The following is an 11,380-nucleotide window of genomic DNA, read 5'->3' on the forward strand; positions in this document are numbered from 1 at the left end:
CGCGGCGGCGGCTCGGGGCGGTGCCTGCGGCGCCCGCCCGGGGGCGGCAGTTGCTGCTGGTGCGCGGGGGAGGGGCGCGGGGCGGGGGAGTACGGTGCGGTTTCGTGCGGTGCGGGGGTCACGGAAGCAGCCAATCGATCGGGCGCTGCTCGGCGAGGTGCACGGCGCCGGCGGCCGGGGTCATGGAGCCGAGCCCGAAGGGCGGTCCGCCGGCCTTCGACCAGGCCAGGCCGGACTCGGTACGGGGCGACTTCTCCAGCCGTACGAGCACGGCGACGGGCGGGCCGTTCCTCGTGAACTGCCCGGCCAGTTCCTTGTCTCCGAGGAAGGCGGTGATCTTCTGCCGGCTCTGCGCGGTCCGCCCGACGGCCTGCACGCGGCCGCGCAGCGTCCCGTACCGCTCGGTGGGTACGGTCTGGACGGTCAGGTCCACCGCGGCGCCGACGGGGACGGTGGCCGCGCTGTCGGCGGGGACGTACAGCATGGCGTGCAGCGGGTCGCCGGCGTCCGCCACGCGCTCCAGGGTGGCGACGTCGGAGCCGGTGGTGACGACGGTGCCGATCCGGGCGGCGAGCGAGGTCACGCGCCCGGCGGCGATCGCGCGTACGGCCCGGTCGCCCCGCTCGGTACGGACCTCGAGCACCGGAGCGCCCGCGGCGAGGCGCTTGCCCTCCTCGGCGACGACACGGGTCACCTGACCGGTGACGGGGCTCTGCAGGACGTAACTCCCCTGCCCGTGGGTGAGGATGCCGGTGGCCCGGAGCGTCGAGTCCACCGACCCGGTCACGGCCCAGACGCCCGCGGCGGCCATCACGACGAGCGTGACGGTGAGGACCAGCAGGCCCTGCGGGCGGGCGTAGCGCACCGGTACGTCGAGTTCCTCGGGCGACTGCAGCTTGGAAAGGGCCTGTTGGCGGAACTGCATGCAGCGCTTTCCTTACCTGTGCCGGTGTCGTGGCCTGGCGGCCGGCGCGTCCGCGAGCCCCGGAACGCGGAGTTCCGGGGCTCGCGAATCATGCGTCTGACGCGTCTCGGTGAGCTGCGGCTCAGAGACCGGCGGTCAGGCCGGTGGCCAGGCCCGTGACGGCACCGGTGTTCACACCGGTGGCACCCTCGACCGTGCCGACGAGGCCGCCGACGACGCCGGAGACCGGGGCGATGGAGTCGACGGCGCCGGTGACGTTGCCCGCGACACCGGAGACGAGGCCGCCGGCCACGTTGTCGAGGTCGGCGTCGGAAATCTCGGCGGTCTCGACCTGGGGGGTGTTGTTCATGATGTGAACTGCCCTTCTTGTGGAACGTGAATGTTGCAAGGGTGTTTCCCGCCCGCGGAACCCGGGGTGCGAATTCCGCGTCGGCCTGGATCAAAGCACGCGCACGCCGGGGCACCCAATTCGCGAAGCGGCGTCGGGCGGCGTTCCTGATGCCGAATCACCGCAGCGTGCAGGCGAGTTCACCGTACGGCGGCAGCACCTTCACAACCCACACAGAAGGAAATCAAGGGCGTGCGGCGACTCCTTCCACCAAATCGGACACCCGGCCGCCCGGGAATCCGCCCCGTGTCCCCTGCAAGGAAATTCATCGGCCCTCGCGGACCGAATTACGTGACCACGTCGCACATTCCGTGTGCAGGTCTCTTGAAGGCGTCCTGCCCGGCGGCCGCAGGCACGTGGCGGACGTCAGGACTTGCGGCTCACACCGCAGAACTCGTCCACGTCCGCGGCCTGTGCGGACGGGTCGTCGGGACGCCAGCGGGGGCAGGAGACGATGCCGGGTTCGAGGAGTTCGAGCCCGTCGTGGAACCGTGCGATCTGATCCGGGTGGCGCAGGTGGTACGTGGGCTCGCCGTTCCGGTTCCAGAGTTCGATGGCGTCCTCGAACGCCTTGCCGGTGATCACATGGGTGCCGTCCGCCGTGACGAGGTAACTGCCCGCGGGGAGGGCATCGACGAGCCGGCCGACGATCGACAGGGCCTCGTCGTGGTCCTCGATGTGTCCCAGGATGTTCAGCAGCATCAGGGCGACCGGCCGGTCGAAGTCGAGGAGTTCCCGCGCCGCGGTGAAGATCGCCTCGGGCGAACGCAGATCCGCGTCGATGTACTGGGTGCTGCCCTCGGTGCTGCCGGTCAGCAGGGCGCGCGCGTGCGCGAGTACGACCGGATCGTTGTCGGTGTACACCACGCGCGCGTCCGGAGCGACCCGCTGGGCGACCTCGTGCGTGTTGTTCGCGGTCGGCAGCCCCGTGCCGATGTCGAGGAACTGGCGCACCCCCTCGGTGGCGGTCAGATGGGTGACCGCCCGCTGCAGGAAGGCCCGTGACTGGCGGGCGACATCCACGATCGCGGGGTAGATGGCGGTGAACTGGTCGCCCACCTCGCGGTCGACCTCGTAGTTGTCCTTGCCGCCCAGCCAGTAGTTCCAGATGCGGGGCGAGTGCGGGACGGTGGTGCTGATCTTCGGCGACTGGCCGCTCGGGCTCACCGGTTCGTTCTTGCTCACGGGCTGCTCCAGATGAAGGCGGAATGCCTGGTCTCGGACCACACAGCGTCTGGGACCACACAACGGGCAGCGTATCCAGAGGGGTTGAGGCGCCGGTGGGGTGGCGCGCGTGGTGGCATGAGCCGGCCCGCCCGGCAGGGTGCGCCGGGCGGGCCGGGTGCGAGCGCCGTACCGTCAGGGCGTGTTGTTGGCCAGGGCGAGGAGGCGGGCGCGGCTGCCGTTGAAGCGGTCGCGGTCGACGTTGCCGGAGATGCCGCTCACTGAGCCGGTCGAGGTGTACTGCCAGACCGTCCAGGCCGAGAAGCCGTTCGGCAGGCTGGGGCTGCCGGCGGAGGTCCAGTGGGCCACCCAGAGCGGGGTCTTGGCCGCCATGCCGCTCCAGCCGCCGGTGCAGGTGTTCCACCAGCTCGGGCTGGTGTAGATCACCACGTCGCGGCCGGTCCGCGACTTGTAGCGGTTGTAGAAGTCGGTGATCCACGTACGCATCGCTGCCTGCGACTTGCCGTAGCAGGTGCCCTCGATGTCGAGTACGCCGGGCAGCGTGAGGTTGTCCTTCGACCAGGCGCCGCCGTTGCTGGCGAAGAAGTCGGCCTGGGCCGCGCCGCCGGAGGAGTCGGGCCGTGCGAAGTGGTAGGCGCCGCGGATCACCTTGGCGTTGTAGGCGCCGGTGTAGTTGGTGCTGAAGGTCGGGTCCTTGTAGGTGGTGCCCTCGGTCGCCTTCATCCAGGCGAACTCGATGCCGGCGCCGCGGACGGCACTCCAGTTGATCGAGCCCTGGTAGTGGGAGATGTCGACGCCCGCAGGGTTCGCGTTGACGTCGACCTCGGGGGTGAGGTCGAGACGGCTCGAGTCGGGCTTGAAGTCCTTGCTGTCCTGGACGTAACCGACACCCATGTAACCCTGGCCGAGCGGTACGGGGTTGTCGTCGGGCAGCGGCAGTGCGGCGGCGCTGCCGGAGGTCATGCCGACGGTGAGCGCCAGGCTCGCGCCGACGACGCCGGCTGCGGTGAGCCTTCGCCGTAAGGCCTTCGTGGAAACGGTGCGAGAGAACAAGCCTTCCTCCTACCTTCGTGCGCGCACGACCGGATGGGTGGGGCTCGTGCGCGGGTCGGTGACACGGGTGGAGCGGGTCTATCTACGCGCCTTGATTGACGTGACCGCGTCATTGTCGCGGTCGTTCACCGGCGGGGTAAAGAGGTTCTCGGCTCGTTAGTGGTCCAGGCCAATGCCGGTGTCAGTGAGCTGTGCGGACTCCCTGACACCGGCGAAACCTTCAGTACTGGCAGCCGTTCATTCCCCGGCCGCCTTCTCCAGGAAGGTGTCGAGGACCCCGTCGCCGACCATCGGCTCGGCCTCGCCCCAGGAGTTGCGCGGTGGATCCACCCGTACGGCACGGGCCTGCTTCTGCAGATCCGCGGACTCGGCGAGCAGCCGGTCCGCCGTGGCCGTGTCTCCCGTGTCGCGCGCGGCGAGCGCGTCGACGGTCTTCACCATCGCGCCACCCCACAGTTCGGTGGCGTCCAGCCACGGCGCCGCGTCCGTGGTGAAGCCCTCCTGCACGGCTCCGCCCCGGATGGTCGCCGGGGCCTCCTCGATCGCCTTCGCATGGCGGCGCAGCGACTTCAGCGCCTCGGTGCGGTCGCCGTCGCCCTCCCAGGCCGTCCAGAACTCCCGGACTCTGCGGTCGAGTTCGGGAGCCTGCGGCTGCCAGGGCTGCTCGCCGAAGGTCGGCGCCATGTGCTGCAGATCGGCGAAGACCAGCAACGCATCGGTCGCCTCCCGGTCGCCGCCCGCGAGGTACGCCAGCGCGCGCGGCCAGCTGGTGGCGGCGTCGTAACCCCGGTCGTTCCAGCCGAAGTCGGCGGCGCCGAAGACCGCGACCTTGCTGGCGTAGGGCTGGTTCATCGGGTTGGCGACGATGCCGGACAGATGCTCCGAGAGGCCCGCCTCGCGCTTGTCGTACGGGGCGAGGAGCAGCCGGCCTTTCGTGTTGCCGAAGTCGTTGACCGGATAGTTGTCCCAGACGAAGACCTTGCGGCCGAAGAGCTTCGAGATCTGGTCGGCCTGATCGTTGGTGATCTCCGGAGGCACCACGTCCGTACCGGTCCACATCACCACGACCTCGGGGTCGAGGGTCTCCCGCATGGTCTGCTTGTACGGGCTGTCCTGCAGATCGCCGTACTCGGTGGGCACCATCTGCAGCGGCTTGGCGCCCTCGTGCGTGGCGATGAAGTCCTGCTGTACGTCGTTCAGGAGGTCGACCTGCGCCTTGGCGGCCGACTCCTGGCCGGGTGCGCCGTAGGCGGCCTCGTCCGCCTCGCAGTTCCAGCTCGTGTAGTTGATGTCGTCCAGCGGGATCGAGAAGGCGCGGGTGCCCAGGTCGTAGAGCGCCTGCAGCTTGTCCTTGAGGGCCTTGCGGTCCTCGGTGTCGGAGTAGCAGATGGACTCGCCCGGTGACACCGCGAAAGTGAAGCGCACATGGTTCGCGGTGGCCCGCTCGACCAGCTCCCCGAGCTCGGCCAGCTTGTCCTCGGGGTAGGGCTCGCGCCACTTGCCCCGGTGGTACGGGTCGTCCTTGGGCGCGTAGACGTAGGTGTTGGCCTTCAGGTCCCCGTAGAAGTCCATCTGGTCCAGGCGTTCCTCATGGGTCCACGGCTGCCCGTAGAAGCCCTCGATGGTGCCGCGCAGGGGCATCGACGGGTGGTCGCTGACGGCCACGCCGGACACCTGCCACCGGCCTCCGGACCGGACGAACAGCTGCCGCAGGGTCCCCACGGCGTAGAACTGCCCGGCCGCGTCCGTACCGCCGAGCGCGACGGACCCGCCGTTCCGCTTTCCGTTCACACGCAGTGCGTACCCCTCGGCCTGCTCGGGCACCTTCGTCCCGCCGAGCGCTTCGGTGATGTCGTCCCGGTCCGCCGCGCCGATCCGCACCGTGAGGTGGCGCCGGGCGTCGCGCGGAGTGTTCCCGGGGGCGACGATCTCGACCTTGCGGGCCCCGTGACGCTTCAACTCCTCGACGAGCCGGTCGCGCGCGGCCGTGTCCGTGTCCTCGCCGGCGACGACATACGCCTTGCCGGTCACGGACGCGTCGTCACCTGCGCGGTCGATGGTCTGCGGGGTCGGCGAGACCGGCGGTGGTGTGTGGGCTGCGCGCGGCGCCTGGTCGGGTGCGGCGGCCGCGGGCAGGGTCTGGAGCGCCAGGCTGCTTGCGAGTGCGAAACATGCGCCGACGGTCAGAGTCGTCTTCCTGCGTCTTCCCACGTCATCTCCTCATATGGTCTGGACCATCAAGTGCCGTGTGCCCGACCGATGTTGAACGACACGAACCGGAAGTCGTAAGACGTCTGGGGTCTAGACCTCTATTCGTCGGAGATTTACTCTGGCCAACCGTTTCCCGGTCGGGACCCGACCCCCCTGCCCCGGCCGAACCACCTTGGCCGTACCGACACGAAGCGCGTGGAAGGTGACCATGAGACTCGGACGACGGCGCCGAACGGCCGGAGCGCTCACGGTGGTTGCGGCCGTCGCGGCCGCCCTGCTCCCGATGGGCACGGCCGGCGCGCAGGACGACACGTCCGCAGCACCACGGGTACTGCCCGCACTGCAGGAGTGGACCGCCGCACCCGGCGAGTACCGCTTCCGCGCCGGAACCCGCATCGTGCTCGACGGCGCCGACGCCCGTACCGCGGCGGACGCCCGCCGGTTCGCGCGCGAACTGCGGGAGACGACCGGGCGCGCACCGCACGTGGTCGAGGACCGTCCGAGCCGTACCGGCGACATCGTGCTCCGTCAGAAAGCCGTGGACAGAGGGGAGTTGAAGAGCGAGGGCTACCGGCTCGAGTCCGGCGACCGGCTGACCGTCACCGGCGCCACCTCCACCGGCGTCCACTACGGCACCCGCACCCTGCTGCAACTCCTGCGCGACGGCGGCACGGTCCCGGCCGGTGCCGCCACCGACGTGCCGCGGTACAAGGAGCGCGGCGTCGGCGTCTGCGCCTGCTACATCCACATCTCCATGGAGTACTTCGAGCGCCTGATGCGCGACATGGCCGCTCAGAAGCTCAACCAGCTGTGGATCGAGGCCAAGGTCAAGAGCGACACCGACCCCGAGTCGGCCTTCTGGGGCTACTACACCAAGGACGAGGTCCGGCAGCTGGTCGCGATGGCGAAGCGCCACCACATCGAGCTGATCCCGGAGATCAACTCACCCGGCCACATGGACACTTACCTGGAGAACCACCCCGAGCTGCAGCTCAAGGACAAGGACGGCGAGCCCTCGCCGCCCCGCCTCGACATCACCCGGCCCGAGGCCTTCACGTACTACACCTCGCTGGTCGACGAGGCGCTCGACGTCTGGGACACCCGCTCCTGGCACATGGGCGCCGACGAGTACATGATCGGCGCCGACTACCCGGACTTCCCGCAGATCCAGGAGTACGCCACGGAGAAGTTCGGCGAGGACGCCACGCCCGACGACGCCTTCGTGGACTTCGTCAACCGGGTCGGCGACCACGTACGGGACGGCGGCCGCACTCTGCGCATCTGGAACGACGGACTGCTCGGCCGCAACCGACAGGTCGCGCTCGACCGGGACATCGCCGTCGAACACTGGCTGGGCGGCGACGAACTGCAGAAGCCGTCCGCCCTGCTCGCCGAGGGCCGCCCGGTGATGAACTCCTCGTACTCGCTCTATCTGGTGCGCGGCGGATACACCATGGACACCGCGAAGCTCTACGAGTCGGGCTGGAGCCCGCTCAGCTTCGAGGACGAGACCCTCGACGCGCAGCACGCCGGCCTCACCGGCGCGAAGATCACCATGTGGCCGGACACCGCGGCGGCCGAGACGGAGAACGAGGTCGAGGCGAAGGCCTTCATGCCGCTCCGATTCATCGCCCAGGCCACCTGGGGCGGACCACAACCGGCCGCCACGTACGAGGAGTTCGAGAAACTCGCGCGCGACATCGGGCACGCACCCGGCTGGGACGACACCGACCGCACACCGCTCGACGCGGGCACCTACCGGCTCGCCGGCCCGGGCGGCACATCGCTCGCCCCGCTGGGCGACGCGGCCGGCACCACCACCGGATTCGTACGCGACAGCTCGGCCACCTGGGAGGTGACCCCGACGGCTGACGGCTACTACACCCTGCGCTCGGCGGACACGGGCCGGTGCCTGGACGTCGTACGCGGAAAGCACTACCTGGGGGCACCGCTGGAGGACGGTGCGGAGCTCACGCTCGAGACCTGCGCGGCCGAAAAGCGCACCCAGCGCTGGCAGTTGAATGCCGACCACGGCGCGCTCACCGTCGTCAACGCCATCTCACAGCTGCAGCTGACGGCGGCCGACGACGACGCCCGCGCCCTGCAGACGGCGCCGGACAGGACGGAGCCGACGCGGGTGCGGGCGATCCCGCAGAGTGCATAGCCGCGGCGAACCGGGATCGCCGCGCGCGGTCGCTCGAGCCTGGCCGCTCAGGCCCGGTCCGTCAGATCCTCCGCGTACACCTGGGACAGCGGCGTCGGCCCCACGTACCGCTGGCAGTTGCACTGGGCGGCCTCGTACCGCAGCGGCTTCTTGTTCTCGTCCCAGGCCGTCGGCACCTCGACGCGCTCATGGCACAGGCCCTGCTTGTCGTGCTTCGCGAGATGGTGCGTGCACCCGCACACCGGCTCCGGCGGCTGATGCGCGGCCTCGACGGCAAGCCGCTCCTGCTTCGCCGCCTCGATCAGCTCCATCTTGCGCTCGTGGCGGTTGCGCAGCGCCGTACGGGCGTTGTCGGCCAGCCATGCGAAGCCGCCCGTCCAGAAAAGGATGAGAACGATCCAGATCCAGTTCATAGCCCTTCCCTCCCCCGTCCGTGCCCGCCCCTGCCGGTAGGGCCAAGGGTACGACCTGCCGCACGGTCCGGGCCCGCGGGAGCCCATGCCTTCGCGAGAGGAGTGGTGGTGAGGTGACTGTCTGCGTGTGAAAGGTCGCGAATGGTGACGGCCCGTCCGGCGTCCGGTCCTGCGAGGCCGGGAGTGGGACGGTCCTTCCGGGGGCCTGTCCCGGCGCGCCGTCTGATCGTTATGCTGCATCCGAAACGATCGAACGAACACCGGGCGGGCCGTGTGGGGCCCTGACGGCCCGGCGAGGGGGCGGCATGCGGGAACCGGTCGGCACACGGCGGCAGCGGATACTCGGTGTGGTGCGGTCGCGCGGCACGGTCCGGGTGAGCGACCTCGCCGCCGAGCTGGAGGTCTCGGTGGTCACCGTCCGCCGAGACGTCGAGGAGCTGGCCCGCGAGGGCCGGCTGCGGCGCGGCCACGGCGTCGCGCAGTCGGTGCTGCCCGTCCCCGAGGCCGGTTCCGCGCCGGCGGACGGCGAGGGCGACCCGGCGGGCGATGCGGTGGCCCTGGTCGTACCGGCCCATCACTCCTATCTGTACGAGACGCTGCACGGCGCGCGCGAGACCCTGGAGGCGGCCGGCGCGAAGGTCACCCTGTATCTGGCGCCGCAGGCCCCGGGGGCCGAACAGCCCATGGTGGAGGCCGCGTTGGCGCAGGGCGCGCAAGGGCTGCTGATCGCGCCCCGGTGGCGCCGCGCGGCGGAGGAGGCGGTCGACGAGGCCTGGCTCGCGGACGTCCCCGTGCCCACCGTGATCATGGAGCGGCGGCCGCGCCCCGGCAGCGCGCTGCATCCGGTCGACTCCGTCTGCTCGGACCACTGGTACGGCGTCCATCTGGCCGTCGATCGTCTCACCGCGCTCGGGCACCGCAGGATCGTGCTCGCGGCGCGCGACGACAGCCCGACGGCGCGCGCGGTGCGTGCGGCGTTCGCGGCGATCGTCGCGGAGCATCCGCTGGTGGAGGACTCGACGGTGATGCTCAGCTCGTCGGACAGCGGGGCGCCGGCGGGGAGTGAAGGCGCCGGCGCCGAGTTGGCCGAGGTCCTGAAGGAGCGCGGGGCCACCGCCGCGCTCCTGCACGGCGATGTGGATGCGCTGATGCTGGTGCAGCAGCTGACCGCCCTCGGTGTGCGGGTGCCCGAGCAGTGCTCGGTGATCAGCTACGACGATGTGGTGGCCGCGATGGGTACCACCCCGCTGACGGCCGTCTCGCCGCCCAAGGCGGAGACCGGCCGGGTGGCCGCCCGACTGCTCCTTCGCCGGCTGCGGCGGCCCGCCGGTGCGGCGCCCGAGCCGGTGCACCGCGTCGAACTGGTGCCGCGCCTCGTGGACCGCGGCTCGGTGGTTGCGCCTGCCTGACCTGTATTCCACGTTGCCGTCCGTGCCGCCAAGCCCCTTCCGCCGCCGATCGTTTGACCGCTTCATTTTCTTCTGATCGGTCTATTGACCGTCGATGATCGCTCGTTCAGGATTCCCCGTGAACCGAACAGGCCCCACGGGAGGCAACGATGCCTGCACCGAGCCGCCGTTCCGTCCTCGCCTCGCTGGCCGCACTCCCCACCGTGGGCGCCCTCGGCGCCTGCACCGGGGGCGGCACCGCCTCGCGTCGTACGGGCAAGGCCACCCGCATCACGTTCTGGTCCGCACTGCGCGGCAGCCAAGAGGTGGTTGATGCGTTCAACCGCACCCACGACCGCATCCAGGTCGACTTCGAGCAGGTGCCCGCGGGGGCGCAGGGCGGCTACGCCAAGCTCAGCAACGCGGCCCGTGCGGGCAACGCCCCGGACATCGCCACCATCGAGTACCCGCAGCTGCCCGGCTTCGCCATCGACGGAGTGGCCCGCGACCTCACCGGCATGATGTCCGACAAGCTGCGCCGCGCGCTCCTGCCGGAAGCACTGCAGCTGACCACCTTCGACCGCAAGGTGTTCGCCGTACCGCTCGACGTCGAGCCGATGGTCATGCACTACCGCACCGACCTGTTCGAGCAGTACGGACTCGAAGTCCCGCGCACCTGGGACGAGTTCGAGGAGACCGCCGAGCAGGTCGGACGCAAGGCGCCGGGCCGCCGGATGGCGCTGCTGCCCACCAACGGGATGACGAACGTCGCCGCGTTCTGCTGGCAGGCCGGCGGCCGCTGGTTCGACATCGACGGCGACACCTGGCAGCTCTCCCTCACCGACGCCCCGACCCGCAAGGTGGCCGGCTACTGGCAGCGCCTGTACGACCGCGAACTGGTCTTCATGAACGCCGCCGACAGCCAGCGCAGCACCGCACAGATCGCCCGCGGCGAGGTGGTCAGCCGCCTCACCGGCGCCTGGGACGCGGGCGCGCAGATGAACGCGCAGCCCGGCCAGCGCGGCAAGTGGCGGATCGCCCCGCTCCCGCAGTGGGACACCGAACGCCCGGTCACCGGCACCCACGGCGGATCGACCTTCGTCGTCACCAAGGACTCCCAAGTCCCGGAAGCAGCGCTGGAGTTCATCGCCTGGCAGGTCAGCCACCCCGACGCGCTGCGCTCCCGGCTCTCCAGCGGCGCCAGCAGCCAGTACCCGGCCGCCCCCGGCCTCGTCCCGGTCGGCCGCAAGGCTTTCGACCGTGCCTACTACTCCGGCCAGGACATCTACCGGCTCTTCGACGAGCAGGCCCGGCAGATCGCCCCCGGCTGGCTGTGGGGTCCGCGGATGACCGCCACCCAGAAGGTCGTCGAGGACGCACTCGCCCGCACCGCCGGCGGCCAGGGCACGGTCCTCGACGCCCTGCGCACCGGCCAGCGCGGCACCATGCCCGACCTGCGCGCGATGGGCCTGAACGCCGTGGAGCGCACCGCATGAGCCGCCGCCCGGGACCACACCCACCGGCCGGCTCCGAACCCCGCACCCGTACCCACGAACTCGTACCGAGGCAGGTGAACCCCTTGACCGCCACCGCACCCGCGGCCGCCGCCACCGCACCGCCCGGCGCCCGCGGCGGCGCGCCGGACGACCGGCC

General features: G+C 70.7%; 9 protein-coding genes. 3 read left to right on the forward strand and 6 right to left on the reverse strand.

All coding sequences use genetic code 11. The annotated features are described in order from the left end of the window. Window positions 1–118: 118 nt before the first annotated feature. From DY218_RS27375 to DY218_RS27395, 5 genes are all read right to left on the reverse strand, one after another. Window positions 119–925 carry an HlyD family efflux transporter periplasmic adaptor subunit gene (locus tag DY218_RS27375; protein ID WP_128558826.1) on the reverse strand — a complete coding sequence of 269 codons (807 nt, stop codon included), beginning with the start codon at window positions 923–925 and terminating at the stop codon, window positions 119–121. A gap of 121 nt (window positions 926–1,046) precedes the next feature. Next, window positions 1,047–1,274 carry a type A2 lantipeptide gene (locus tag DY218_RS27380; protein ID WP_128558827.1) on the reverse strand — a complete coding sequence of 76 codons (228 nt, stop codon included), beginning with the start codon at window positions 1,272–1,274 and terminating at the stop codon, window positions 1,047–1,049. Between the two features lie 405 nt (window positions 1,275–1,679). Next, the gene (locus DY218_RS27385) at window positions 1,680–2,498 is read right to left on the reverse strand and encodes an SAM-dependent methyltransferase (protein ID WP_128558828.1); all 819 of its coding nucleotides are present in this window, start codon (window positions 2,496–2,498) and stop codon (window positions 1,680–1,682) included. Window positions 2,499–2,672: 174 nt separating this feature from the next. Continuing rightward, window positions 2,673–3,461 carry a GH25 family lysozyme gene (locus tag DY218_RS27390; protein ID WP_128558833.1) on the reverse strand — a complete coding sequence of 263 codons (789 nt, stop codon included), beginning with the start codon at window positions 3,459–3,461 and terminating at the stop codon, window positions 2,673–2,675. Between the two features lie 327 nt (window positions 3,462–3,788). Continuing rightward, window positions 3,789–5,762, reverse strand: a complete 1,974-nt coding sequence (locus DY218_RS27395) for a beta-N-acetylhexosaminidase family protein (protein ID WP_128558829.1) — start codon at window positions 5,760–5,762, stop codon at window positions 3,789–3,791. Window positions 5,763–5,970: 208 nt separating this feature from the next. Between DY218_RS27395 and DY218_RS27400 the strand changes: the two genes are divergently transcribed. Further along, window positions 5,971–7,926: a family 20 glycosylhydrolase gene (locus DY218_RS27400; protein WP_199566870.1), complete on the forward strand. Its 1,956-nt coding sequence runs from the start codon at window positions 5,971–5,973 to the stop codon at window positions 7,924–7,926. A gap of 47 nt (window positions 7,927–7,973) precedes the next feature. Here DY218_RS27400 and DY218_RS27405 read toward each other — a convergent pair whose 3' ends face one another. Continuing rightward, window positions 7,974–8,339, reverse strand: a complete 366-nt coding sequence (locus DY218_RS27405) for a hypothetical protein (RefSeq protein ID WP_128558830.1) — start codon at window positions 8,337–8,339, stop codon at window positions 7,974–7,976. A gap of 305 nt (window positions 8,340–8,644) precedes the next feature. Between DY218_RS27405 and DY218_RS27410 the strand changes: the two genes are divergently transcribed. After that, window positions 8,645–9,748, forward strand: a complete 1,104-nt coding sequence (locus DY218_RS27410) for a substrate-binding domain-containing protein (RefSeq protein ID WP_128558831.1) — start codon at window positions 8,645–8,647, stop codon at window positions 9,746–9,748. A gap of 149 nt (window positions 9,749–9,897) precedes the next feature. Then, the gene (locus DY218_RS27415; protein WP_128558832.1) at window positions 9,898–11,223 is read left to right on the forward strand and encodes an ABC transporter substrate-binding protein; all 1,326 of its coding nucleotides are present in this window, start codon (window positions 9,898–9,900) and stop codon (window positions 11,221–11,223) included. Window positions 11,224–11,380: the final 157 nt, after the last annotated feature.

Origin of the sequence: Streptomyces triticagri (genome assembly GCF_003429565.1) — a bacterium.
Taxonomy (GTDB): domain Bacteria; phylum Actinomycetota; class Actinomycetes; order Streptomycetales; family Streptomycetaceae; genus Streptomyces; species Streptomyces triticagri.

What these genes read in the sequence shown, in the direction of transcription:
- DY218_RS27375 (WP_128558826.1), bottom strand. Translation starts at nt 925, where the DNA reads ATGCAGTTCCGCCAACAGGCCCTTTCCAAGCTGCAGTCGCCCGAGGAA.
- DY218_RS27380 (WP_128558827.1), bottom strand. Translation starts at nt 1,274, where the DNA reads ATGAACAACACCCCCCAGGTCGAGACCGCCGAGATTTCCGACGCCGAC.
- DY218_RS27390 (WP_128558833.1), bottom strand. Translation starts at nt 3,461, where the DNA reads ATGACCTCCGGCAGCGCCGCCGCACTGCCGCTGCCCGACGACAACCCC.
- DY218_RS27400 (WP_199566870.1), top strand. Translation starts at nt 5,971, where the DNA reads ATGAGACTCGGACGACGGCGCCGAACGGCCGGAGCGCTCACGGTGGTT.
- DY218_RS27405 (WP_128558830.1), bottom strand. Translation starts at nt 8,339, where the DNA reads ATGAACTGGATCTGGATCGTTCTCATCCTTTTCTGGACGGGCGGCTTC.
- DY218_RS27410 (WP_128558831.1), top strand. Translation starts at nt 8,645, where the DNA reads ATGCGGGAACCGGTCGGCACACGGCGGCAGCGGATACTCGGTGTGGTG.
- DY218_RS27415 (WP_128558832.1), top strand. Translation starts at nt 9,898, where the DNA reads ATGCCTGCACCGAGCCGCCGTTCCGTCCTCGCCTCGCTGGCCGCACTC.